We start from the raw sequence: 26,513 nt of genomic DNA on the forward strand, positions 1-26,513 counted from the left end.
TCAATCTGTACTGAGCGGCGAACGGCAGATCTTGAGGGAGGGGATCTGCGCAATTATTTCCGGTGAAGTTTCATTCAGATGGTTTCCGTCTGAAAAGCCTTTTCCAACGGATATGAGATTGTAATTCAGACTTGAGATCTGAAGGAAAAGGATCTCTTCTCCATTGACGGCGTAAACAACCGCACTGTGCTGAAAACTCATTTTATTGGCACGGTATTCCACACGCACGATGTCACCGACGCGAAGACCGCCGGCAGCTTCCATGGAGTAGTAGCATTTCCAGTTTTTGTGGGGATTCGGTTCACCGGAGAGCAGATAACCGATGAACTGGGCAAAACCGAAACATTCACCCCATCCGCCCGTATTCGGCGAGTAGGAAGCGACCTGGTCAATGCCCCACCGGCAGCCGTACCAGTCTTTGCGGAAGCCGGACCGATTATGACGGTTAACGGCAGTATCCGTCCAGCCCGGGCATTCAGGGATTCCATGGTATGTCTGAGCTGTATTGGCCGGGGTGGTCCAGTACCAGCCGTCATAAAGCTCATATTCTTCAATGATGGCATTCAGGTTTTCCGTGGTAAAGACGCCGGCAAACCGGTCATCCGTGAAATTATATGCAGCCAGGGCTGTGGAAGCGAAGGGCAGGGCCAGGAGCATCACCAGGAAGAAACAGCAAAAACGCTTCATGGTCCCGCCTCCTTTTTCAAACAGATTCCTCTCTTGGATTATTATACGGCTTTCCGGAGTCCGGCGCAACCGGAACAGCGGGAAAACGGGTCTTTCAATAAATGCCCGTTTGTGATAAAATCAATCAGATCAACGCAGAAGGGGGAAAACTGCATGAAGCCGCAGCCTGTTCATATCGGCCTGCTGAACGCGGAAGAAATACCGGATGAAATCCGGGTAAGCCTGAATGCCGGCTGTGGTACTGCACGCGGAAATGGGATGATATTTATCCGTGCAGGCGGTCAATACCTTTGCTGTGAGGACAGTGAAGCCGGGGAAGACCTGATCCGGGCTGTAACAGGGAACCGGGATACCGGTACCCGGCCTGCAGATCCGTGGCAAAAAGCATTACGGGGCGATGTCTCCGATGGAATTATCCGCGACAACGTTTCCCGATGCGTGATTGTGTTCCGGGCTTCGTCCGGGCAGGATAAGCTTCCGGGACGCGCATTGTTTGAAGAACTGATTCCGATGGAAACGGGCGATGCCATTACGGAAACAAACGGTGAAATTGTTCTGATCAAGCAGGCGGATGGACTGAGTGAGGAAGAAATCACCGAGTTTACGGCGGCTGTAACGGATACTGCGGAAACCGAAGCCGGAATACGCCTGCAGGCCGGTATCGGAAGGCTGACCCGGAATGCGTCGGAACTGAAGGACAGCTTCAATAAAGCGGAAACGGCAATCAGCCTCGGGAAACGTTTCCTTGCCGGAGAATCTGTATATGCATACGGACACCTTGCCGCAGAACGGCTTCTAGATGCCGTTTCCCCCGGAGAACGCGCCCGGCTGCGAAAAGAACTGTTTACTCCGGAAACCAGGAAGCTCCTGTCCGGCGAGATGATGGAGACGATTGATGCCTTTTTCCGGAATGACCTGAACCTGTCCACCACGGCGAGGGAAATGTTCATTCACCGGAATACCCTGATATACCGGCTGGACAAGATCCGGAAAGTGACCGGATACGATCTGCGCCATTTTCAGGATGCGGTGGCATTCCGCCTGCTGAGCAGGCTGCCTGAAAACGAGGAATAAGCGCGGGACAGCGCCCGCAAACGGAGGACTCTGAATGAAGAAAAGACTGCTGATGCTTGTTGTACTGGCAATATGCATGTGCCTGCTGACCGGATGCGTGGGATCGGAAATATTCGGCCTGAGATCCCCCTGGCTCGAAAGCATTTTCGGGGAGGACACAGAAGAAGAGAATGAAACCCGGCCGGCGGACAACCAGAGCGATACAGTTACGATCAGCCGGGAAGAATATGAACAATACCAGCAGTTCAATGAACTGATTGACCTGATCGATTTTGCCGAGAATGCGTTCTATAAGGATACCGACCGTGAAAAAATGCTGCAGTACGCAGCCAAAGGGCTGATGGCCGGGCTGGATGATCCCTATTCCTTTTATTATACCCCGGATGAATGGTCAACCATGTGGGAAGATGATGAGGGTGAGTATGAGGGCATCGGCGTACTGATCAACGCCAATTACAAAACCGGAATCTGCACAATCATCCGCGTATTCAAGGGCAGCCCTGCAGAAGAAGCCGGTGTGCAGCGCGGAGATATCCTGTATAGAGTCGGTGAAGATCTGTATGTTACCGCCGAAACCCTTCAGGATGCCGTGGATATCATGAAAGGACAGGCCGGATCCTCTGTGGATGTAACCTTTATCCGCAACGAGGAGGAAATCACCTACAACATCATGCGGCGGAAGGTTAACGTGAACCAGGTGGAAAGCACGATGCTGGACAAAGACATCGGATACATCGCGCTGTACCAGTTTGCCGGAAACGCTGAAAAGGAATTCGAAACAGCCATGCGCAAGCTGATCACCGGCGGCGCAAAGGGACTGATTATCGACCTGCGCGACAACCCGGGAGGATGGGTGGAACAGGCGCGGTATATTGCGGACCTGTTTATGGACAAAGGCGAGCTTTGCTATCTTGTCTACAAAGATGGATACGAGGATCACACGGAATACCTGACCCGGGACGGCAAGGTGAATGTAAAGCTGGTTGTACTGATGAATGAAAACAGCGCCAGCAGTTCTGAAATACTGGCCGGAGCACTGCGGGACTGCGCAGACGCGACCCTGGTAGGAACCGTCAGTTTCGGCAAAGGAATCGTACAGGCTGTTACCGAGGTCGGCAAGAAAGGGGCCGGATTCCAGATGACGGTTGCTTCCTACCGAACCCCCAAAGGAACCGAGGTTCATGAAGTCGGCATCATCCCCGACGTGGAGGTGAAACTGCCGGAGGGAGACAACGGCATGTATGACTTTGCCGACCTGGAACATGATGTTCAGCTGCAAGAGGCGCTGGAGGCCATGAAGGAAAAACTGAAATGACCGAAGCCGGGGTAGTCCCCCGGCTTTCCAGCATCCGGCAGCCGGATATACCAAACTATTTTACTGTCAGAGGAGAGGATACCCATGAAACGACTGATTGCCCTGATGATCTGCCTGATGATGGCGACGGCTTTCGCATATGCCGAAGAAAATGCGTTCACATTAACCGCACCTAGCGGGGCACCGGCAATTGCCGCAGCCAAGCTGGCAGAAGACGATCCGGAACATTTCCGGTTTATCGCTGCTGATACGATCGCAGCGGAATTCAGCAAAAACGAGGCAGATTTTATCATTGCACCGATCAATGCCGGAGCGAAGCTTTTCAAAGCCGGTAAATCCAGCTACATCCTCGGCGCTGTCATCACGCAGGGAAACCTGGTATTTGCTTCCCAGCGCGAAGGATTCACGATAGACGATATCAACGGCGCCAAAGTCACGCTGTTCGGCGAAAACACCATCAATGCATCTGTTGCCCTGTTTGTGCTTGAACAAAAGGGAATCGTACCGCTCGAAGTGGAATACCTGGCCGGCGCCGCGGAGACGCAGACGCTGCTGATGAATGATGCGGAATCGATTGTGATGACAGCAGAGCCCGCCGTTACCGCCGCAAAAATCAGGAATGAGAAGATCACCAGCATTCCGCTGACAGAGGAGCTGAATCTCCTGACGGGGAATAATGGGTATGCCCAGGCCGGCCTGTTTATCAGGGCGGATACCCTGGATAATAATCCGGAAGGTGTCCGGGAATTTCTTGCATCGGTGAAAACAAGCGCAGACGCGGTTACAACCGACCTTGACAGCGTCGTAAAGGCTGCCGTGGCACTGGAAATTCTGCCCAATGAGAAGGTGGCCGCCGCTGCGATTCCCAACTGCGGAATTCAGTATACCGCCGCTGCAGACGCAAAAGAGCTGGTTGAGTTTACGGCCAATATTGACCTGAGCCAGTTCGGCGGTGCAGTTCCCGCGGATGATTTCTATTATGCAGAAAAGTAAAAAAGTCCGGGAAGGCGTGGCTTTCCTGCTTGGAATCGCACTGATCCTGATCCTGATTGAAGCGGGAAGTGCTCTGAAGGGCGACCGGCTGGTTTTCCCCACTGCAGGGGGAATCAGCCGGGCTTTCATACGCCTGATTTCAAGCGGCACTACATGGAACAGGATCGGAACCACCCTTCTGCACATCATCGAGGCGCTGGTGATTTCTGTGCTGATCGGCACAGGACTCGGGATTGCGGAAGGACTGGCTCCGTTTCTGCATGCGATACTGCGCCCGCTGATGGCTTTGCTGAGATCCCTGCCGATGATCCTGCTGGTAATCATCATCATGGTGATTGCACCCTACTCCATGGTGCCGGTACTTACAGCCGGGATGGTGCTGATTCCGATGATCAGCGAGGCAGGATACGAAGGCGTCGTCCGGATGGATCCGGAACTGATTGATGTTTACCGGATGAACAGCGGCCTGAACCTGACAATCATAGTCCGGGTCTACCTGCCGATGATAAGCGGATATATGAAACAGGCGTTTATCAACGCAGCCGGAATGGGACTGAAGGTGATTGTGACATCCGAGTACCTGGTGCAGACCCGGGATTCCCTCGGCAAGACAATCTATACCGCAAGCTACTTCAATGAATACCCTGAAATTTATGCGTACGCGCTGATTATGATCGGTCTCGTGCTTCTGCTGACCGGTCTGCCGAAGCTTATCATCCGTGCGGCGGAAAGAAGCAGGAAACCGGTTACCAGCGCGCAATCTCCTGCTCAATGAGGTCTGCAGCTGCAAGGACACCATGCTCCCGGCCCAGCGATTCGCTGATGTGCCGGGCATTTTCATAATATGAGGAGTTGCTTTTCAGATCCAGCAGGGCTTTCGTCAGGCGGTGTACTGTCAGGGAAGCGCGCGGAACAGGCTTCGGGCCGCAGCCGACCCTGTAAACCCGGGTGCCCCAGAATGTCTGGTCTCCGGCAAACGGGATGACAAGGGCAGGCTTTCCATAGCGAAGTCCCGCGGCAGTTGTTCCGGCCCCTCCATGATGAACGACAGCGCTGACGCGCGGAAAAAGCCAGTCATGAGGAACATCATCCACAAAGATTACGGAACGGCCGGATTTTAATTTCCGGCCATGCCAGCCGGCAGAAATAACCGCACGGATTCCGGCGGCGTGAACAGCACGCAGGACCATGGAAAGCAACCGGTTCATATCACCGGAATTCATGGAACCAAATCCAATATATACGGGCTTCTCGCCGGCAGACAGGAATCCTGTCAGTTCCCGGGGAGGATCATATACGACCGGCGATTCATCAAAGCAGAAGCCGCTCATATGGACATGTTCTCCCCAGTCCTCCGGACGCGGGAAAAGGCACGGACTGATGGGATATATCACCGGTACCACATGGGAACCGATCCGGTAATCGGGACGGATGGCAGGCCGTCGGTCTGTAAGGCCGCTGCTGCGGCGCCATTGACCGAGAACATGCTTTTCGATCGTGCCGATCAGATAATATCCGGCCTTGTATGTGGATTTGTTGAGAAATGATCCAAGCCGCTGATTCCGAACCGCAGAAATCGGAACATCCCCGGTGGGATCCATCGGGAACAGATTGACCTGAATACAGGGAATACCGTATTTCTCCGCAATGGAGTAATATACGGAGCCAAAAAAATTGCAGACCATGGCATCCGCCCCGCGGCAGCTGTCGAGCATATCCTGCAGCATTTCAGGGGCGGTATCCTTTACACCTTTCCAGAGACGGGGAAGATAGGTTACCCCGCTTGTGTCCGGCTCCATGATGGATTCCATCATTTTCTCCACGCTGCCGCTCAGAGCATGGAAATTCAGCCCGGCTGCCGTGACGGTTTCCGCGAAACGGGAAAAAGCGGTGATTGTTACGGCGTGTCCGCGGGATTTCAGTGCACGGCCGATCAGGATAAACGGGCGGACATCCCCGGTGGAACCGACCGAAAGAAGGGTGATTTTCATGAAAAACCCACCTCGGAAACATAATTGAACGTACATAACACCGTGTCTATAACAGCATCAAAAAGTATTATATCACAGGCACGCGCAGATGTCAGCCAAGCCGTAAAAACCGTTCAAAATGGCCGAAAAACCGCATAAAACAGGCATCTCAGGGGAAAAAACGTTTGCATTAACCGCGTCTACGCTGTATAATATGCTCTGCGAAAAGATGCAATTTTCGCTGATGGGGGTAGTGAATGTATAAATTACTGCTGATTTCAGATCAGGAGGACGTACTGCGCGCCTTTGAAGAGGTGGGAAACTGGGAAAGAACCGGTTTCAAACAACCGCACATCCGCCATGATTTTGAAGGAGCGAAAGACAGCCTCGCAAAGCACCATGCGGACGGTATCGCAATTGCAGTCGATCCGGAAGAAGAGGAGCGGATCCTGGCTTACCTGCAGGAGTATTTTCCGACAGTCAGCATTTTTCAGGCAGGGCGGACACGGGAAGAGGTACTGATGTATCTCAATGAACTGAATACCCTCCTGAACCGGCTGCATGCAGACTTCTCAAATGACCGGTTCCTGGAAACCGATATGCTTGCGGAATGCCGTCATGAGTTTTTCCGGAAAGTCATGACCGGAAAAGTGAAAAACTATGCAGATCTGACACGCAATATGCGGCTGCTTCGCAGCCGGATGGATGCGGATCAGCCATGCCTGCTGATGGAACTGACCCGGAATGATTCCGGGGATGACGAAGATATTGAAGGCCAGTGGGAATACAGCAAGGAACGCCTGGAAATGACCCTGAGAAAGATGCTTGGCGGAGATATCCGGGGGTTCCATGTCCTGCCGACGGTACATCCGAACGGGGAAATCATGGTTCTGTGCTGTCCGCTGCACGGCGCCAGCGTTCTGACCGGAGAAAGCATGAGTACACTCCTGATCAACCATGTGGAGGAAGGAATTGACCACCTGAAGGAGTACTTCGGGCTGGATCTCACCCTCCAGAAAACACGGATCCTGCCTGCACTGAGTGCCCTGTGCACGGATGCGGGTGAAAATAAGCAATAATCAAACCACAAGGGAGGAAACAAGATGGGCATTCTGGACAAAATCAAAGGACAACTGATTGACGTTATCGAGTGGTCTGACAGTTCTGCCAACACCATGGTCCACAAGTATGACATGAACGGCAAGGAAATCATGAACGGTGCTCAGCTGACCGTGCGTGAAAGCCAGGTCGCCATCTTTGTGAGCGAAGGACAGCTGGCCGACATTTTCGAGCCCGGCCGTTATGAGCTGACCACGAGCAACCTGCCGATCCTGACTGCGCTTAAGAGCTGGAAATATGGATTCAACAGCCCTTTCAAATCCGATGTTTACTTCGTGAATACGAAGCAGTTCCTGGATAAAAAATGGGGAACCAGCAATCCTGTCATGATGCGGGATGCCGAGTTCGGAATGATCCGGCTGCGGGCTTTCGGCATCTACAGCTTCAAAGTCAATGATGCCGAGAAATTCCTGAAGGAAGTTTTCGGTACGAGTGCACTCTTCACCGTGGACGGTGTGGAAGGCCAGATCAAGCGGACGCTGGTCAGCGGCCTGAGCGATGCGATTGCTGAGAGCAAGATTCCCGCACTGGATCTTGCGGCGAATTATGAAGAGCTTTCCGATTATGCGCTCAAAGCCATCAATCCCAAACTGGCGGAACTCGGCCTGACCCTTTGCAGCTTCGTGATTGAAAACATCAGCCTTCCCGAAGATGTCGAAAAGGCGATGGACAAGCGGACCAGCATGGGTGTGCTGGGCAATATGGACCAGTATGCAAAATACCAGGCTGCTGAAGCCATGCGGGAAGCCGCCAACAACGAAAACGGCGGCGGAATGGCCGGCATGGGTGTCGGAATGGGTGCCGGCGCTGCGATGGGCCAGATGTTTGCACAGAGCCTGAATCCTTCTGCGGCTCCTGCGGCTCCCGCTGCACCGGCAGCCGGAACTGTGTGCGGGTCCTGCGGTGCTGCTGTTCCCGCTGGCGCGAAGTTCTGCCCGGAATGCGGTGCAAAGCAGAACGCAGGTGCTTTCTGCGTGAGCTGCGGAGCGGCGATTGCAGCCGGCGCGAAATTCTGCCCGGAGTGCGGTGCAAAGCAATAAATCAAACCTGAAAAAACGGGACTGCCGGATGGCAGTCCCATTTTTTTCAACAGCCGCAAGCTGAAACAGTTCAGGAAAAAATCACACCTCTGAAAACAGCATATCATGTTCCATGGCATATTGCTTTGCCGGAGAATCAGGCCAGACGAAGAGCATGAGATGGCGGCATTCGTCAAAAGCATCGTCTGCAATCACGGAAACGGACTCAGGAAGCTGCAGTGTGAGCAGATTGCTGCAGTTGACAAATGCTTCGGAACCGATCTCCACCAGGCCTTCCGGAATGGTGACCTGGTTGAGGCTCCGGCAGCGGGAAAAGACACGCGGGGCGATCACCTTCAGGCGGCTTCCGAGTGAAATCGCCTGCAGCATATCACAGGAGCCAAAGGCATGGGCTCCGAGTGTTTCAAGAGAATCGGGAAGAACAGCATTGTCCAGCGACCGGCAGCCCTCAAAGGCAGAATCCCCGATATCAAGCAGTCCTTCCGGGAAATTGATGGTGGTGAGGTTCCCGCAGCCGCTGAACGCACAGGATGAAATAACACGAAGGGAGGCGGGAAGACGAACCGTTACCAGCGTGGAGCATGCATAAAAGACAGAATATTCCAGTGTAGTCAGACTATCGGGCAGTGTGATTTCGATCAGTGAAGTACAGCCATGGAATGCATAGCTTCCCAGACGAGTAAGCGATGCGGGAAGACGGACAGAACGAAGTCCGCGGCATCCGTAGAAGGCTTTTTCCTCAATCACGGTGACACTGTCGGGAATAATGATTTCCGTAAGATGCACACGGTTGGCAAAGGCTTCTTCTGAAATAATGCTGACACCCTCCGGAATCTGATAGGAATAGGCACCGGATGTAAACGGATGAAAGATCAGCCGCTGTTCTTTCCGGTTGATCAGGACGCCGTTTTCAACTCGAAAAACCGGATGCTTCTCTGAAACAATCAATTCAGCAAGAGCGGTACAGCCCGAGAAGACATTGACGCCCAACGAAGTCAGCTTATCCGGAAGATTGACCGACTGAAGAGCATCACATGAACTGAATGCGTTATCCCCCAGGGAAGTGATACCATCCGGCAGCCTGACGGATGCCAGGGAATGACATTCCGAGAAGGCTTCCGGACCGATTGAACGGAGTCCGTCTGGAAAAACAACGGAAACCAGGGAAGAGCATGACTGAAAAGTTGAATAGTTGATTTTCCGGACGAGCGGGGGAATCGTGACTGACCGAAGTGCGGAACATCCGATAAAACACCACTCACCGATTGTTTTGACGGAATCGGGGATGTCCACAGAAACAAGAGATTCACACCATGAAAACGCGGCTTCTCCCAGAACTGTCACTGAATCCGGAATGACAACGGAACGTACAGTACCATGCCAGGAAAACGCGTTGTCTGCGATTGCGGTGACCGGATGTCCTTCATGAGCGGAAGGGATTATCACATCAGGGCCGGTGCCTGTAAACTCATCCAGCTGTGCGGAACCGTCCCGCCGAATGCTGAAGATGAAATCAGACATCAAGTCCACACTCCTTTCTGTGGAACAGTGGGGATGGAAAGAAGGGAAGAAGCCGGTATCTATCCGTCAGGAAAGCATTGCCGCGCCGATCACACCGGCACGGGAGCCGAGAACAGCCAGTTTGATCTCGGGCATGGGCTGATCATTGAAAATGATGTATTTCGGATATTCTTTCCGGAGCGGGTCCATCAGGAAATCACCGGCCTTGCTGACACCGCCGCCGATCACCACGACTTCCGGATCCAGCAGATTGACGACGCTGGCAACCGCCTGGGCAAGGCAGGAAATGTATTCGCCGTATACGCGCATCGCAACCGGATCCCCCTCGCGGGCCGCATCAATCACCGTACGGGCTTCAATTCCGGACGGGTCTCCGCCAACAGACGACAGGATGAGAGAATCCGGATTGTCCCGGACTGCTTCCCGTCCCATCCGGATCAGCGCAGTGGCTGAACAGTAACGCTCGAGGCATCCGCGGTTTCCACAGGTGCAGGGGACTCCATCCAGATCCAGAATTACATGGCCCAGTTCTCCGCCGATTCCGTGAAAACCGTTCCATATCCTTCCGTTGATGATGATTCCGCTTCCGATTCCCGTACCGATGGTAATGAACACACTGGAGGAAGTACCGGCACTGACACCGGCTACACTTTCTGCCAGGGCGGCGACATTGGCGTCGTTATCAATGAAGACCGGCACATCCAGGTATTTCCGGAAAACTTCACGGAAAGGCATATGGAACCAGCCCATATTGGTACATTTGATCACTTCGCCGTCTGCATTGGCAATTCCGGGGATACCGACACCGACGCTGGCGATATCTTCTTTCCGACGGAAACCGGCGGCCGCAGCAGTTTCGATAACGCAGCGGGCAATTGCTTCAACCTGTTCTTCAAACGGGATATCAGTGCGGGTCGGAATCGTACCTTCGCCGATAAGCTGCAGATTTTCATCCACGAGGCCGACCTTGATACCGGTTCCGCCAATGTCAATTCCTACACGAATCATATGAATCCCTCCGTAAAATATTGTCAGGCTTCGGGAAAAGCCATGCTGGTGAGCTCCTGGATCGCGCTGTGTCCTGAGCGTTTCAGACTCAGGTTTCGCGCAGCGGCTTCAACAATGATGGCCAGATTACGGCCGGGTTTGATCGGGATTGTCTGGCATGGAACCGGTACACCGAGGATATCAACCGTTTCTTCCTCCAGACCAATCCGGTCATATTCCTTTTTGTCATCCCAAACCTCAAGCTCAAGGATCAGGTCGATGGTTTTGCTGACAGCGACCGCACCGATGCCGAACATCGCCCGGATATCGATTACGCCGATACCGCGGATTTCCATCAGGTGGCGTACTTTTTCCGGACATGAACCAATCAGACGGTCATCTGAAATACGGCAAATATCCACAACATCATCCGCAACAAGCATATGACCGCGCTTGACAAGCTCCAGGGCAGCTTCACTCTTGCCGACCCCGCTTTTCCCGGAAAGCATGACACCGACTCCATACACATCCAGCAGTACACCATGACGTGTAATATGCGGAGCCAGGCACCGGTTGAGGTAGTGAATGGCGGAAACCGTAAATTTCGTAGTGACCTGTTTTGTGGCAAAGAGGAAAACCTGCTTCCGCTCAGCAGCTTCCAGCAGCTCCGGCGGGGGAGTCATTCCACGGCAGATGATCACACAGGGAATCCGGTAGGAGAAAAAACGGTCGAGCAGTTCACGGCGTTCCTCCGGAGTCCGTTTATCCAGGTAGGCCATTTCCACCTTGCCGATAACCTGGGGACGTTCAAATGCAAAGAATTCATAAAAGCCGCAGAACTGCATGCCGGGGCGGTTCAGCTCCGGCGAAAGGATATCCCAGGTATCATATAATGAGGACACAAGGCACTCGAGGCCAAGCGCCTGCTGGAAATCACGGGCCTTAATCACGGTATTACCTCCCCGGAAAGAAAGTGTTCCGAAAGATAACGGGCGACTCCATCGTCATTGTTGCTGCCGCAGATTTCATCACAGAGGGGCTGTACATCCTTCCGGGCATTTGCGACCGCAACGGAACGGCCCGCGGCTTCAAACATTGCGACATCATTGAGACTGTCACCGAAGGCAATGATATCCTTAACGGATATGCCCAGATAATCGGCAGCGAACCCGAGGGCGATTCCCTTGGTCGCACGCACCGGGTTGAATTCCAGAAACCATGGTTTGGAGCAGGTGATGGAGACCCGGCCTTCAAAACGCCTGCGGGCTTCGGCAAGCATAGCGGAAACCTGAGCAGGTTCCGCCATCATCAGGATTTTATTGCGCGGCTCCCGAATAAATTTCCGCAGGTCACCGACGTAGATCCCGGACAGGCTGGAAGTCCGCGCATACCGTTCGGAGTATTCGGAATACTGATTGAAGTAAAAGTGGGCGCCGTCATATGCCTGTGTGTATGCGTTGTATTCCGCACCAAAGTCCACGATTTCATGCGCCGTTTCCATGCTGAAGTTTTCAGCGTGAAGAAGCTCATGGGTTCTTCCGTCGTATATTTCCGCGCCGTTGCAGGCAATATACAGGGAAACACACCCGATCTTTTCCACGTGGGGCTTCATACTCAGCCTGGTCCGCCCGCTGTCCGCGATGAAAAAGAAACCACGGTCCGCAAGGCGGTGAAAAACATCCAGCGTGTAGGGGGAAATGGACAGATCATCCCGCAGCAGGGTATCATCCAGGTCAAAAGCAGCTGCCTTCAAAATACCACCTGCCGAAATCAGATTTTCAGGCCTTCCACCGCTGCTTTCTGGGCGGGAATGCAGGCAAGGAATTTATCCATATAGGTATCAAAACCCGCTTCATCGACCGGGTCCGGACTGACTGTGAGCTGCTTCATGCCGGCAAACACGCGGTGGTCCAGATAATCTTCAAGGGATTCACCCTTTTCACGACGGACCGCGTAGGCTGCCAGCAGGGCAATACCCCAGGCGCCTCCTTCTCCGGCGGTTTCCATCACGGTTACCGGAGCATGAATGGCAGCAGCAAGCAGGTTCTGTGCGACGCCTTCGGTTTTGAAAAGGCCGCCGTGACCGTAAACGCGGTCGATTGCCACCTTTTCCCGGTTCATGATTTCCATGCCGGCTTTGAGCGTTTCCATGCTCGCATAGATCTGGGCCCGCATGAAGTTGGCAATGGACATTTTTGCGTCCGGCGTACGGATGAGCATGGGGCGGCCTTCAGAAAGCCCCGTAACGGGTTCGCCGGCAAAATAGTTGAAGCTTACGATGCCGCCGCAGTCCGGAGCGCCTTCCATGGCTTTCCGGAAAAGGCGGGTATACACATCGCCGGCATCGGTTTTAAATCCCATCAGGTCTGCAAATTCACGGAACAAAGATACCCAGGCATTGATATCTGAGGTGCAGGAATTGCAATGAACCATACCGACCTGTTTACCGGTGGGAGTGGTTACAACGTCAATTTCAGGATAAACTGCCGAAAGCGGTTTTTCCAGAACGATCATGGAAAAAATGGAAGTGCCGGCGCTGACATTGCCGGTTTTCGCACGGATGCTGTTGGTTGCCGCCATACCGGTGCCGGCATCACCTTCGGGAGGACAGAGCGGGCAACCCGGCTGCAGGTCACCTTCCGCATCCAGCAGCAGAGCGCCGGAGGCAGTCAGTGTTCCTGCATCTTCGCCCGCCGGGATGCAGCGGGGTAGAATATCCTCCAGTTTCCAGGGGAAACCGCGGTCTGCAATCAGGTCATCAAAAATCCGGATCATATTCCGGTCAAAATCACATGTGCTGCTGTCAATGGGCATCATACCGCTGGCATCACCGACACCCAGAACCTTGCGGCCTGTGAGCAGGTAATGCACCCATCCGGCCAGCGTTGTGAAAAAGCGGACGGAAGGCACATGGGGCTCATTGTTCAGGATTGCCTGATAGAGATGGGACAGGCTCCAGCGCTGAGGCATGTTGAAGGAAAAAGCCTCCGTCAGCTTTTCGGCAGCTTCGCCTGTGATCGTGTTGCGCCAGGTGCGGAACGGAACGAGCAGGTTCATATCAGCATCGAAAGGAAGATAGCCATGCATCATCGCGCTGATGCCAACAGCGGAAAGCCTGGAAGGGACAATGCCGTATTTTTCCCTGGCATCCTTTTTCAGATCGGCATAACTGGCGCGCAGTCCTTTCAGGACAGCATCCTCACTGTATGTCCATATCCCGCTGACAAAATCGTTTTCCCATTCGTGGCTGCCGGAGGCAATCACGGAGTGATCCGGACCGATGAGAACCGACTTGATCCGGGTGGAACCGAATTCAATACCAAGAACCGCAGAACCGTTTTCGATTATTTGCCTGCTCATAATAACCCTCCAAATATCGGATTTTAACGATGCCGGATGATATGAGAACCATTATATGTCGAACATTATAGATTATATCATACAAAATAAAGGATTTCTACCGGAAAGTATGATGAAAACCATACAAAAAGGATAAAAAATAAGCCCATCGGGCTTATTTGACATAACGGCCTGCCGGTTTCGGGATCCGCATCCGGTTGGCACGGCGCCTGCGGCGGATCAGGACAATGATTCCGGCCAGGACCAGGAGCAGCAGTACCGGGGAAACAAAGAAAAGGAACAGCGTAAATGAGAACCTGGGCAGCGGATTCGGATCGTTATAGGTTTCAAGGATAATCTCCTCAAGTGATTTGGGAGCATTGTCGCGCCGGTCAATTGTGCGCTCAGCAAGCAGCGAATAGACAACGGGATCGCCGTATTCCGGATAATAGGTCATCGTACCGATTTCCTCACCGGCCTGAATCGGGCAGATCAGGTCACGTGTAATCTGAATATCGAATGCCTCACGGATATTGGATGACATCTGTTCCGCTTTCTTTTTTGTGGTAGTGATCCGCGTTGAATCTGACATGTTCAGCGGGACGCAGGAAAGACGCAGTTTACCGCGGGCACTGTCCCGGGTGGAATAGTTGCTGGTTTCAAGAACAAGGGGATTCATCTCATAAATCTGCCGGGGTGACAGGCTGACATACTGACTGAAGCCATAATTCATCAGCTTGATCGTATCTGCCCAGCGGGCCCTGTTTCCGGTAAACAGGACAACGGAAATAAGGCGGACGCCCTCTTTTTCAGCAGCTCCGGCGAAACACCAGCCGGACATGGAGTGGGAACCGGTTTTGATGCCGGTCGCATACGGGAAATAGTATTTGTTCGGGTTTTCGGCAGACCCCTCCAGCATATAGGAGGATTTGGTGGTGATTGTCCGGGCACGCTGCTTGTTTGTCCGGGCGATATTATAGGATGTGGCGGATGCGATCTGGCGGAAAGTATCGTTCTGCATGGCAAAACGTGCGATGACAGCCAGGTCGCGGGCAGTGGAATAATGATCCGGATCGTGATATCCATGCGGATTGGCGAAATGCGTACCGGTGCATCCATATGCGTCCGCCCACTGGTTCATCAGGACAACAAAATCCTCGATGGAACCGGAAACTGTTTCTGCGATCACATTTGCACCGTCGTTTCCGGAAACAAGCATTGTACCGTACAGAACGTCGATAAATGGTATTTCCTCGCCGGCCTGCAGATGCATCGTGGAAGAGTCCGGCGGAACATTGACCGCCCGTTCGGAAACAATAACCTTCTGATTCAGATCCTCCACGTACGTGATACCCAGGAGAACAGTAAGGATTTTGGTAACAGAAGCCGGATAACGCCTTTCATCCGGATCTTTCTCAAAAATGACTTCACCGGTGTCTTCCGCCATCAGGATGGCTGAAAGGGCATAAAGCTGGTTCTGGACAAGCTGCTCCGGATGGTCTTCATCATATTTTTCAGCTTCCGGGGAAAGCGTGGGCTCCGGAATGACATCGGTGCTCTCAGACAGGGCCGGCCGGAGGAAACAGGAAAACAGCAGAAGGAGCGACATCAGAAGGCATATACGTTTTTTCACGGGCTCACTCCTTTCGCTGAAAATAACCGGGTTTGAGAATTACGCGAGAAGCGTACGCAGGAGACCCACCGCATCCTCCACTTCAGCAGGAGCTGCAGCGGGAAGAGCAAAGGCGGGAACCAGCGGTGAAGCGGCCAGCTGAAGCAGCAGCCATGCAATACCCAGCACCGCAACATACAGCGCAAACCAGCTGAGCGGCACCTTGCTGATCATTTTCAGCATAAACCGAAGGGCTGCAAAACCGGTAACTGCGGCAACTGCAATTCCGACAATCGAGGGGAAAAGATCAATATCCCGGATATATCCTTCCTCGACCGCTTCCTTTCCCTCCATCAGGAGCGAACCGAGAATCGCCGGCGCACTCATCATGAACGAAAAGCGAGCTGCTTTATCCTTGCCCAGGCCGGAAACAACACCCCCGAAAATGGTGGAACCGCTACGTGAAACGCCCGGGAGCAGGCCGGCCCCCTGGAAAACGCCCATGATGACAGCCTGGAAGAAGGAAACCTCCTTTTCAGGAACAGCCGTTTTCCGCGAAGAGGCAACGCGGTCACAAAGCAGCAGGAAGACGGCGGTAATGAGGAATGAAACTCCCAGGAACCATCCGCTGTCAAATACCGAAAAGCCTCGGATGTCATCCGACACAACCAGGATCTTTTTGGCGATATAGTAAATCACCAATGTAGGCAGAGAAGCAACGATCAGCTTGAGAAGGGTTTTGTTGCGGACCGGATGGGCGATCATGTCGATCCATTCCCGCCAGAAAACCAGCAGAACTGGAATCAGCGTTCCGACGTGAAGAAGGATATCGAGCATTTTCATTGCCGCATCGGATCCGGTGAGACCGAACAGTTTCTGCGCCAGCAGCAGATGTCCGCTGGAAGAAATGGGGAGGAATTCCCCCAGACCCTGAATCAGCCCGAGAAGAGCGCCCTGGATTACATTCATTCGACCATGCCTCCCGAAAACAATATCTCATCTATTTTACCACAGGCAGATGGATTTGGAAAGCTTGACGGAGGGTAAATGCATCATTATAATTACTTGCTGGTATGGCCGCCGCGGGCGGCTGTTTCCGGAAAGACGGAAGGAGCGCTTGAAAACAAAATGAAGCTTGGAGTTGTTGGACTGCCAAACGTCGGAAAAAGCACCCTGTTCAATGCAATTACGAATGCGGGAGCCCAGGCCGAGAATTATCCATTCTGCACGATTGAGCCCAATACCGGTGTTGTGATGGTTCCGGACAACCGGCTGAATGTACTGGCGGAGATGTACCATCCGAAGAAGGTCACGCCCACAACGATTGAGTTTGTGGATATCGCCGGCCTGGTGAAAGGCGCCAGCCGGGGTGAAGGACTCGGGAACAAGTTCCTCAGCCATATCCGGGAAGTGGATGCAATCGTACATGTGGTCCGCTGCTTCGAGGATGACAATATTATCCATGTGGACGGATCCGTGAATCCGGCCCGCGATATTGAGACCATCAACCTGGAACTGATTTTTGCCGATATGGATACCGTACAGCGCAGGAAGGAAAAGGCGCTGAAGAGCTTCCGCGGGGGAGACAAGAGCAGCGGAGCCGAAGCCGATCTTGCCGAAAAACTGTATGCCCACCTGGAGAGCGGAAAGCCGGCGCGTACCTATAACGCGGACAAGGAAGAACGCGAAATCATGTCCGGATGGTTCCTGCTGACCACAAAACCGGTGATCTATGCGGCCAATATTTCTGAGGATGATATCGGCAAGGACGAAAGCAAAATCCCGTTCCTGAACGAAGTCAGGAAAATTGCAGATGATGAAGGCGCCGGGATGATCGTGATTTCCGCTGCGATCGAGCAGGACATCGCGCAGATGGCGCCGGATGAAAAGGCGGAATTCCTGGCTGACCTCGGAATCGGACAGAGCGGACTGGACCGTCTGATTACCGCGTGTTACCGGCTGCTCGGGCTGATCAGCTTCCTTACGGTCGGCGAGGATGAATGCCGTGCATGGACCATTACAGAGGGAACAAAAGCGCCGCAGGCTGCCGGAAAGATCCATACGGATTTTGAAAAGGGCTTTATCCGGGCTGAAGTTGTTCCGTATGATACGCTGATTGAAAACGGCAGCATGGCCGCATGCAAGGAAAAGGGTCTGGTTCGCAGTGAAGGCAAGGATTATGTGATGAAGGACGGGGATATTACCCTGTTCCGGTTCAACGTATAAAAGCGACAGAGGGGAAAAGAACGATGTCACGGCTGCAGTTTTTCTGGCACAGGCTGGTGCGCATGGACTGGAAGGCCATGTGGAAGACAACGGGACTGTTGAAGAAGCGGAGCGGGAAGAGCCGGATCTGGCTCCTGGCCGATATGCTGAAATGCGCGGTGAAGTACAATGCCGGATACATGGACTACAAAATTGCGCAGATGTACAAACTGAATGATGAACAGCGGAAAACCGTGATTACCCGCGGAATATCCAATGAAATCGTCCGGAGGATGAATCCGAAGGAGTACTGGCATTTCTTCGATGACAAAGCCCAGTTCAATGAGCTGTTCCGGGAATTCATTCCGCGAAAATGGATCCTTACAAATGAGGACACCGATACCGAAGAACTGTATGCCCTGTGCCGGAACAGCACGCAGCTGATCTGGAAGCCCCTGGAAGGTTCCAGCGGCCAGGGCATCAAAAAGTATACGCCCGATGACTGGAAGGACGGGCCGGAAGCTTTCCTCGCCAAAATGAACGCGGACGGGAAGGGTATTCTTGAAGAGATGGTGATCCAGCATCCGAAGATGGCCAGCCTTTGCCCGACTTCGGTGAATACATGCCGGATCGCAACGCTGCTTGGCGACAAACAGCAGGGAATTGTATACGCGTTCCTGCGGATCGGCAACGGCAAGGTGATGGATAACGTAGACTGCGGCGGTATGGCTGCCCGGATTGACCTGGATACCGGACGGCTCCTGACCGTGGGCGCGGACAAGCAGGGCAATACATTTATCAAGCATCCGATCACCAATACGAGCATTATCGGATTTACTATCCCATACTGGGAAGAAGCCAAAGCCATGTGCCTGAAAGCCGCTGAAAAAGTACCGGAGATGCGGTTTATCGCCTGGGACGTTGCCATTACTGAGAACGGGCCGACCTTTATTGAAGGCAACAGCTTCCCGAGCCATGCGGTGCCTCAGTTTGCCGCCCATTATCCGGACGGGATCGGCATTTTGCCTGAATTCCGTAAATTTATTGACATCTGACGGTTGATTTTCCGCATAAAGCGTGATATATTAGCCGTAATCTTTCCCGGATGAAGGAAAACACGCGGTCAGATATCCGGCTCACAGAGAGCGGGCGGTGCTGGAAAACCCGCAGCAGGACCTGAACGATACCATTTCCGGACGGGGACGGCCGCTGCCCGATATCGCAGAAAAATGAGTGGTTGTTGCCAACAAGCAGGGTGGAACCGCGAATGCTGATCCAGCATCCGTCCCGGCAGTACGCAGGGCGGATGCTTTTTTGTATCCGCCGGGTAAGAAAAAGGAGGAGACACACATGAAGATTCTCTACAATGACGGCCATGTGGCGGAATGCCCCGAAGCGGACGAACTGGAAGTGCTGCGGCACTCGGCTGCCCATATCATGGCGCAGGCTGTGAAACGCCTGTATCCGCACGCGCATTTCGCATACGGCCCGGCAACGGAAAAGGGATTCCACTACGACATTGACCTGGGTGACATCAAACTGACAGAAGAAGACCTGCCGGCGATCGAAGCGGAAATGCAGAAAATCGTGAAGGAAAACCTGCCCTTCAAGGTGTACCCGCTGCCCCGGAACGAAGCGATCCAGCTGATGAAGGACCGCGGTGAAATCTACAAGGTAGAGCACATTGACGACCTTCCCGAGGACGCGGTGATTACGTTCTATCAGCAGGGCGACTATATTGACATGTGCGTCGGACCGCACCTGACCTATACCAAAGCACTGAAAGCATTCAAGCTGACAGCCCTGAGCGGCGCCTACTGGAAGAACGACCAGAAGAACAAGATGCTGACGCGCCTGAACGGCGTCGCATTCCGCAACCAGGACGAGCTCAAGGCCTATGAAATCCAGGTGGAGGAAGCGAAAGCCCGTGACCACCGCCGCATCGGCAAGGACATGCGTCTGTTTATGACGGACGACCTGATCGGCAAGGGACTTCCGATGTTCCTTCCCAAGGGATATACGATCTGGATGGAACTGGAAAACTACATCAAGGAAAAGGAACGGATGCTGGGATACCAGCACGTAATGACCCCGTGCGTCGGTACGGTGGAACTGTACAAGACAAGCGGACACTGGGACCATTATAAGGAAAACATGTTCCCGGCGATGGAAGTGGAAGGCGAAAGCTTCGTGCTGCGCCCCATGAACTGCCCGCATCACATGATGATCTACGCCAACCGGCTTCACAGCTACCGTGACCTGCCGATCCGCATCGGCGAAGTTGCCCATGACTTCCGGTTTGAACCCAGCGGTACCCTGAAGGGAATCGAGCGCGGACGCCATTTCTGCCAGAATGATGCCCACCTGTTCGTGACACCGGACCAGATCAAGGATGAGGTGGCCAGTGTGGTCAACCTGATCCGTGAGGTGTACCAGGACTTCCACATCACGGATTACCGCTGCGTGCTGAGCCTGCGGGATCCGGATGACAAGGTGAAGTACCACCAGGATGACGCCATGTGGGAAAAAGCGGAAAGCGCGCTGCGTGAAGTGCTGAACCAGCTGGGAATCCAGTATACGGAAGAGATCGGCGAGGCGGCATTCTACGGGCCGAAGCTGGACGTGAACGTGAAACCTGCCATCGGTGCGGAATACACCCTGAGCACATGCCAGCTGGACTTCTGCCTGCCGGCCAAGTTTGACCTGAAGTATATTGATGCTGACGGATCCGAAAAGACGCCGGTTGTGCTGCACCGGGCGATCCTTGGTTCCATCGACCGGTTCATGGCATACTTGATTGAGGAAACAAAGGGTGCGTTCCCGCTGTGGCTGGCTCCCGTTCAGGTAAAGGTGCTGCCTGTCAGCGACAAGAGCATGGATTACGCCGCTGAAATCAACAAAAAGCTGATGAAGCAGGGTGTGCGCAGCGAACTGGATGAGCGCAACGAAAAGATCGGCTACAAGATCCGTTACGCCCGGCAGGAAGACAAGGTTCCGTATATGCTGATCATCGGTGAGAAGGAAATTGCCGAGGGCACTGTCGCGGTACGTGACCGTGCAACAGACCAGACGGAATCCATGACGCTGGATGAACTGATTGCGAAGATTGAAAAGGAAATCGAGGAGAGAAAATAAGGCCTCATCCATCTATTATGCGGAACAGCCCGGCGGAAGCCGGGCTGTTCCTTTTTCAGGCAGAATTAAGGCTGATGCTGGCATTTCTTTGATCATGACTTCATTACGGCCGAAAAACGGCCATGCGGGACAAAAATCGCCCGCTCAGGAAAAGAAGAAGTGCTTAACATGTCTTATACGGCAATGGTTTTTGCCAACGCGGACGAAAAATATTAACTTTCTGTTACACAGCAGGAAATAGGAAGGAACAATAGAATAAAAGAAATAGGGTCAAGTTGGGATATGAATTTCCGACAGGACTGAATGATTGAAGGAGGTACCCCCATGGCAGCCATCGATCTCACCAAATACGGGATTTCCGGAGCGACGGAAATCATCCATAACCCGTCTTATGAATTCCTCTTCAACGAGGAAAGCAAGCCCGAACTGGAAGGCTTTGAAAAGGGAAAGCTGACCGAGCTGGGCGCGATTAACGTCATGACCGGCATCTATACCGGCCGGAGCCCCAAAGACAAGTACATCGTCATGGACGAAAATTCCAAGGATACCGTTTGGTGGACCACGGAAGGTTACAAGAATGACAACCATCCCCTGAGCGAAGAAAACTGGGCGATCCTGAAGAAGCTGGCCCAGAAGGAACTGAGCGGCAAGCGCCTGTTCGTGATGGATGCTTTCTGCGGTGCCAACAAGGATACCCGGATGGCCATCCGCTTCGTGATGGAAGTTGCCTGGCAGGCCCACTTCGTCAAGAACATGTTCATCCAGCCCTCTGAAGAAGAACTGGCTTCCTTCGAGCCGGACTTCTTCATCTACTGCGCTTCCAAGGCCAAGGTGGAAGACTACAAGGCGATGGGCCTGAACTCCGAGACTGCGGTTGCCTTCAACATCACGAGCCGTGAACAGGTCATCCTGAACACCTGGTACGGCGGCGAAATGAAGAAGGGTATGTTCTCCATGATGAACTACTACCTGCCGCTGAAGGGCATTGCTTCCATGCACTGCTCCGCCAACACCGATATGGAAGGCAAGAACACTGCCATCTTCTTCGGCCTCTCCGGCACCGGCAAGACCACCCTGTCCACTGATCCCAAGCGCCTGCTGATCGGCGATGACGAACACGGCTGGGACGACAACGGCGTGTTCAACTTCGAAGGCGGCTGCTATGCCAAGGTTATCAACCTGGACAAGGATTCCGAGCCCGACATCTACAACGCCATCCGCCGCGACGCGCTGCTGGAAAACGTGACTGTTGATGAAAACGGCAAGATCGATTTCGCTGACAAGAGCGTTACCGAAAATACCCGTGTCTCCTATCCGATCGAGCATATCGAGAAGATCGTGAAGAACGTGAATCCCGTATCTGCCGGTCCTGATGCGAAGAACGTGATCTTCCTGAGCGCGGACGCCTTCGGCGTACTGCCGCCCGTATCTATCCTGACTGCTGAACAGACCAAGTACTACTTCCTGAGCGGCTTTACCGCGAAGCTGGCCGGTACCGAACGCGGCATTACCGAGCCGACCCCCACCTTCAGCGCCTGCTTCGGCCAGGCCTTCCTGGAACTGCATCCCACGAAGTACGCCGAAGAACTGGTCAAGAAGATGGAAAAGAGCGGCGCCAAGGCTTACCTGGTCAACACCGGATGGAACGGAACCGGCAAACGGATTTCCATCAAGGATACCCGCGGCATCATCGACGCCATCCTGAACGGTGATATCCTCAACGCGCCCACCAAGAAGATTCCGTACTTCAACTTCGAAGTACCGACCGAACTGAAGGGCGTCGACACCGGCATCCTGGATCCCCGCGATACGTACGCTGATCCCACTGAATGGGAGAAGAAAGCGCAGGATCTGGCCGGACGCTTCATCAAGAACTTCGCCAAGTATGAGACCAACGAAGCCGGCAAGGCGCTGGTTGCTGCCGGTCCCCAGCTGTAATCGTCGGCGGAGCACCACAAGACATATCCCGGGATGCCGCCCTGTCGGGCGGCATCCCGCATGTGTTCAATAAAATCATTTGATCGGGGAGTAAAGTATGAGCAAGAGATTAGTACAGTTTACGGAAACCGTGATGCGGGATGCCAACCAGAGCCTGATGGCGACCCGGATGCCCTATGCGGACTTTGCGGAAATCCTGCCGACCATGGACAAGGCCGGTTACTACTCTGTGGAATGCTGGGGCGGTGCGACGTTTGACAGCTGCCTGCGGTACCTCAATGAGGATCCGTGGGAAAGGCTGCGGAACATCCGCAAGAACATGCCGAACACCCGGCTGCAGATGCTGCTGCGCGGACAGAACCTGCTCGGCTACAAGCATTACCATGATGACGTGGTGGAAAAGTTTGTTGAGCTGAGCATCAAGAACGGAATTGACATCATCCGGATCTTTGATGCGCTGAACGACTTCCGCAACCTTGGCACTGCCCTGGATGCGGTGAAAAAGTATGCCACCGACCGGACCATCGCTTCCGGCTGCATCAGCTATACCCAGAGCCCTGTGCACACGGTTGAGAAGTACGTTGAGATGTGCAAGGAACTCGTGAAGATGGGCTTTGACACGCTGTGCCTGAAGGACATGGCCGGCACGATGAGTCCTTTTGAAGCGGAAGGCCTGATCAAGGGGATCAAGGACGCCGTGGGTGACGTTCCTGTTATCCTGCATACCCACTGCACGACCGGTATGGCTTACATGACCCTGACCAAGGCGATTGAGAGCGGTGTGGACGTAATTGATACTGCCACGAGCTGCTTCTCCAACGGTACGAGCCAGGCTGCGACCGAGACCCTGTTCTATGCAGCCCAGCAGTATGGTATTGAAACCGGACTGAATGAAAAGGTCATCAACCAGGTGAATGATTTCTTCAAGCCTCTGAAGCAGAAGTACATCGATACCGGCCTGATCAACCCGAAGAGCATGGGAACCGACAGCCAGGCGCTTGTTTACAAGGTACCCGGCGGCATGCTGAGCAACATGATTGCCAACCTGAAAGACATGAATGCCATGGACAAGTTCGATGAAGCACTGCTGGAGATCCCTGCGGTCCGCAAGGACCTTGGATATCCGCCGCTGGTCACGCCCCTGAGCCAGATGGTCGGCAACCAGGCGGTTACCAATGTGCTGGTGGGCGAACGCTACAAGAACATTTCCAATGAGGTCAAGAACTACTTCAAGGGTGAATACGGCATTGCGCCTGCTCCCGTTGATGAAGCGCTGCAGGCCAAGATCCTCGGTGAGGGCGGGAAGCCCATCGACTGCCGGATCGAGGACAGCAAGCGGACCGGAGAAGACTTTGCAAAGGCCAAGGAAGCCCTGGGTGACCTGGCAGAGAGCGAAGAGGACCTGATGAGCTGGATTTGTTTCCCGGCCCAGGCGGAGAAGTACCTGAAGGACCGGAAAGCCGATCGCGAAAAAGTTGTGAAGTACACCATCGAAGAGGCGTAAGGAGGCGGACAAATGAGTTTTGCTTTTGCTGAAGAGATCGCCAGCGAAGCGGCCGAACAGGTTGCGGAAGCTGCGGAAGCAGCGACCAAGCGCATGACGCTCGATATGGGCAACAATCTTCTGTACGCTATCCTGGGGTATCTCGTCGTGTTTGTCGGACTGACCCTGCTGATGGCGGTGATTATCATCGTCGGCAAGATTATGGTGGCAAAGGCGAAGAAGCCCGCAGCAGTTCCTGCCGCAGAAACTGCGAAAGCCGCTGTGCCGGAAGCTCCGAAACAGCTGGCTCCCGGAAGCGCCGGTGATGTGAAACTGTATGACACCGATCCGCGGGACGCGGCCATGATCATGGCCATCGTGGCGGACAAGCTCCAGAAACCCCTGAACGAACTTCGGTTCGTATCCATCAAGGAGGTCAAATAACCATGAAGTACAAAGTTACCCTGAAGGGCAAAACATACGAAGTCGAAGTGAACCAGGGAGAGGCGATGATCCTGGACGAATATGAAGCATATGCTCCGGCGCCTGCCGCTGCTCCGGCATCTGCTGCTGCTCCCGCCGCTGCCCCGGCAGCTGCTCCTGCTCCCGCAGCCGCCCCTGTGGCTGCTGCCGGTGAACAGGTAACTTCCCCCATGCCCGGAACCATCGTAAAAGTAAACGTCAAAGCCGGACAGGCTGTGAAGAGCGGTGAAGTACTGGCCGTACTGGAAGCAATGAAGATGGAAAACGAGATCATGGCGCCGCATGACGCCACTGTAGTGCAGGTGCTGGCGGATGTTGGCACGAAGGTGGATACCGGAACGCCGATCATCGTACTGGGATAAGGGGGAGGAAGACAGAAGATGTTTGATTCCCTTTTACAACTCATTTCCGAATCCGGATTCGCAGGATTTTTCTCCAATCCGGACGGATGGCGCAACCTGGTGATGATTGCCCTGGCATGCGTGCTGCTGTACCTGGGCATCAAAAAGCAGTATGAGCCCCTGCTGATGGTCGGCATCGCGGTCGGCTGCCTGCTGGCCAATGTCAGCTCTGTATTCATGACCTCCGATGGATCCCTGCCGGATGCCCTGTATCACCAGAGCCTTTGGGATGCGTTCCTGGACCATTCCTCGCCGTACTATCATGATTACGGCCATATCCTGGCAACCGGCGGCCTGATTGATATCCTGTATATCGGCGTCAAGGCCGGCATCTATCCCTGCCTGATCTTCATGGGCATCGGCGCGATGACTGACTTTGGTCCGCTGATTTCCAACCCGAAGAGCCTCCTGCTCGGCGCGGCCGCGCAGTTCGGCGTATTCTTTGCCTTCTTCGGCGCGAACCTGCTGGGCTTTGATGCGCAGCAGTCTGCTTCCATCGGCATCATCGGCGGCGCGGACGGCCCGACGGCGATCCTGACAACCACCAAGCTGGCCCCGGAACTGCTGGGCCCGATTGCCGTGGCTGCCTACAGCTACATGGCCCTGATCCCGATGATTCAGCCCCCGATTATGAAAGCGCTGACCACTGAGAAGGAGCGCAGCGTCAAGATGACGCAGCTGCGTGAAGTCACCAAGACGGAAAAGATCCTGTTCCCGATTATCGTGACGATCTTCGTTGTGCTGCTGCTGCCCTCCACTGCGCCCCTCATCGGATGCCTGATGTTCGGCAACCTGCTGAAGGAAAGCGGAGTCACCGAACGGCTGAGCGATGTGGCGCAGAATGCACTGATGAACATCGTGACCCTGTTCCTGGGCATCAGCGTCGGAGCGACAATGGTCGGCTCCCGCTTCCTGCAGCTTGATACCATCAAAATCGTTGTGCTGGGCCTGATCGCTTTCGCTTTCAGCACAATCGGCGGCCTGCTGGTCGGCAAGCTGATGTACAAGCTGAGCGGCGGCAAGATCAATCCGCTGATCGGTTCTGCGGGTGTTTCCGCTGTTCCGATGGCTGCCCGTGTTTCCCAGCGCGAAGGCCAGAAGGCCAATCCGTCCAATTTCCTGCTGATGCATGCCATGGGTCCGAATGTGGCAGGTGTTATCGGCAGCGCGATTGCAGCCGGATTCCTGATCAAGATGTTCGGCGGCTGACC

The 26,513-nt window shown here is 54.0% G+C and carries 23 protein-coding genes; 14 read left to right on the plus strand and 9 right to left on the minus strand.

All coding sequences use genetic code 11. From position 1 onward, the window contains the following. Positions 1-687 (minus strand): hypothetical protein, encoded by a 687-nt coding sequence (locus JNO48_14140; protein QTE68302.1) that lies wholly within the window; start codon positions 685-687, stop codon positions 1-3. A 153-nt stretch (positions 688-840) separates the two neighbouring features. Between JNO48_14140 and JNO48_14145 the strand changes: the two genes are divergently transcribed. The 4 genes from JNO48_14145 to JNO48_14160 all read left to right on the plus strand — a co-directional run bounded on the left by JNO48_14145 (position 841) and on the right by JNO48_14160 (position 4,844). Then, positions 841-1,761, plus strand: a complete 921-nt coding sequence (locus JNO48_14145) for a helix-turn-helix domain-containing protein (GenBank protein ID QTE68303.1) — start codon at positions 841-843, stop codon at positions 1,759-1,761. Positions 1,762-1,795: 34 nt separating this feature from the next. Beyond that, positions 1,796-3,076, plus strand: coding sequence for a S41 family peptidase (locus JNO48_14150; GenBank protein ID QTE68304.1), 1,281 nt, complete (start codon positions 1,796-1,798; stop codon positions 3,074-3,076). An 84-nt stretch (positions 3,077-3,160) separates the two neighbouring features. Beyond that, a complete protein-coding gene (locus tag JNO48_14155; GenBank protein QTE68305.1) occupies positions 3,161-4,069 on the plus strand; it encodes a hypothetical protein in 909 nt (302 codons plus the stop codon). Next, a complete protein-coding gene (locus JNO48_14160) occupies positions 4,056-4,844 on the plus strand; it encodes an ABC transporter permease subunit (GenBank protein QTE68306.1) in 789 nt (262 codons plus the stop codon). Before JNO48_14155 ends, JNO48_14160 begins: the two co-directional genes overlap by 14 nt. On the opposite strand, the gene JNO48_14165 is transcribed toward JNO48_14160, so the two are convergent. After that, entirely contained in the window at positions 4,816-6,060 is a 1,245-nt protein-coding gene (locus tag JNO48_14165) for a glycosyltransferase family 1 protein (protein ID QTE68307.1), read from the minus strand. The two genes, JNO48_14160 and JNO48_14165, sit on opposite strands and share 29 nt — an antisense overlap. Positions 6,061-6,296: 236 nt before the next feature. Here JNO48_14165 and JNO48_14170 point away from each other — a divergent pair, with 236 nt between their 5' ends. Together JNO48_14170 and JNO48_14175 are read left to right on the plus strand one after the other, a co-directional pair. Continuing rightward, a complete protein-coding gene (locus tag JNO48_14170; GenBank protein QTE68308.1) occupies positions 6,297-7,118 on the plus strand; it encodes a hypothetical protein in 822 nt (273 codons plus the stop codon). Between the two features lie 24 nt (positions 7,119-7,142). Next, positions 7,143-8,198 (plus strand): SPFH domain-containing protein, encoded by a 1,056-nt coding sequence (locus JNO48_14175; GenBank protein ID QTE68309.1) that lies wholly within the window; start codon positions 7,143-7,145, stop codon positions 8,196-8,198. A gap of 81 nt (positions 8,199-8,279) precedes the next feature. Here JNO48_14175 and JNO48_14180 read toward each other — a convergent pair whose 3' ends face one another. From JNO48_14180 to JNO48_14210, 7 genes are all read right to left on the minus strand, one after another. Further along, on the minus strand, positions 8,280-9,719 hold the full coding sequence (locus JNO48_14180) for a leucine-rich repeat domain-containing protein (protein ID QTE68310.1): 1,440 nt from the start codon (positions 9,717-9,719) through the stop codon (positions 8,280-8,282). 66 nt (positions 9,720-9,785) lie between these two features. Then, positions 9,786-10,727 (minus strand): ROK family protein, encoded by a 942-nt coding sequence (locus tag JNO48_14185; GenBank protein ID QTE68311.1) that lies wholly within the window; start codon positions 10,725-10,727, stop codon positions 9,786-9,788. Positions 10,728-10,750: 23 nt separating this feature from the next. After that, entirely contained in the window at positions 10,751-11,656 is a 906-nt protein-coding gene (gene hprK, locus JNO48_14190; protein QTE68312.1) for an HPr(Ser) kinase/phosphatase, read from the minus strand. Beyond that, on the minus strand, positions 11,653-12,459 hold the full coding sequence (locus JNO48_14195; protein QTE68313.1) for an HAD family phosphatase: 807 nt from the start codon (positions 12,457-12,459) through the stop codon (positions 11,653-11,655). Before JNO48_14195 ends, hprK begins: the two co-directional genes overlap by 4 nt. A 17-nt stretch (positions 12,460-12,476) precedes the next feature. After that, positions 12,477-14,066, minus strand: coding sequence for an FGGY-family carbohydrate kinase (locus tag JNO48_14200; GenBank protein ID QTE68314.1), 1,590 nt, complete (start codon positions 14,064-14,066; stop codon positions 12,477-12,479). A 154-nt stretch (positions 14,067-14,220) separates the two neighbouring features. Beyond that, the gene (locus JNO48_14205; GenBank protein ID QTE68315.1) at positions 14,221-15,678 is read right to left on the minus strand and encodes a D-alanyl-D-alanine carboxypeptidase; all 1,458 of its coding nucleotides are present in this window, start codon (positions 15,676-15,678) and stop codon (positions 14,221-14,223) included. 39 nt (positions 15,679-15,717) lie between these two features. Then, positions 15,718-16,626, minus strand: a complete 909-nt coding sequence (locus JNO48_14210) for an undecaprenyl-diphosphate phosphatase (GenBank protein ID QTE68316.1) — start codon at positions 16,624-16,626, stop codon at positions 15,718-15,720. A 159-nt stretch (positions 16,627-16,785) separates the two neighbouring features. On the opposite strand from JNO48_14210, the gene ychF reads away from it, so the two are divergent. From ychF to JNO48_14250, 8 genes are all read left to right on the plus strand, one after another. Next, positions 16,786-17,883: a redox-regulated ATPase YchF gene (ychF, locus tag JNO48_14215; protein QTE68317.1), complete on the plus strand. Its 1,098-nt coding sequence runs from the start codon at positions 16,786-16,788 to the stop codon at positions 17,881-17,883. 23 nt (positions 17,884-17,906) lie between these two features. Further along, entirely contained in the window at positions 17,907-18,917 is a 1,011-nt protein-coding gene (locus JNO48_14220) for a hypothetical protein (GenBank protein QTE68318.1), read from the plus strand. 295 nt (positions 18,918-19,212) lie between these two features. Next, a complete protein-coding gene (gene thrS, locus JNO48_14225) occupies positions 19,213-20,997 on the plus strand; it encodes a threonine--tRNA ligase (protein ID QTE68319.1) in 1,785 nt (594 codons plus the stop codon). Between the two features lie 324 nt (positions 20,998-21,321). Further along, positions 21,322-22,935 (plus strand): phosphoenolpyruvate carboxykinase (ATP), encoded by a 1,614-nt coding sequence (gene pckA / locus JNO48_14230; protein ID QTE68320.1) that lies wholly within the window; start codon positions 21,322-21,324, stop codon positions 22,933-22,935. A 97-nt stretch (positions 22,936-23,032) separates the two neighbouring features. Then, positions 23,033-24,439 carry a pyruvate carboxylase subunit B gene (locus JNO48_14235; protein ID QTE68321.1) on the plus strand — a complete coding sequence of 469 codons (1,407 nt, stop codon included), beginning with the start codon at positions 23,033-23,035 and terminating at the stop codon, positions 24,437-24,439. A gap of 93 nt (positions 24,440-24,532) precedes the next feature. Then, positions 24,533-24,862, plus strand: coding sequence for an OadG family protein (locus tag JNO48_14240; GenBank protein QTE69780.1), 330 nt, complete (start codon positions 24,533-24,535; stop codon positions 24,860-24,862). A 2-nt stretch (positions 24,863-24,864) separates the two neighbouring features. Next, on the plus strand, positions 24,865-25,263 hold the full coding sequence (locus JNO48_14245; protein QTE68322.1) for a biotin/lipoyl-binding protein: 399 nt from the start codon (positions 24,865-24,867) through the stop codon (positions 25,261-25,263). 18 nt (positions 25,264-25,281) lie between these two features. After that, complete coding sequence (locus tag JNO48_14250) at positions 25,282-26,511, plus strand: sodium ion-translocating decarboxylase subunit beta (GenBank protein ID QTE68323.1); 1,230 nt, start codon at positions 25,282-25,284, stop codon at positions 26,509-26,511. Positions 26,512-26,513: the final 2 nt, after the last annotated feature.

The sequence above is a fragment of the Clostridiales bacterium genome, from assembly GCA_017569285.1.
Classification (GTDB): domain Bacteria; phylum Bacillota; class Clostridia; order Christensenellales; family Aristaeellaceae; genus Aristaeella.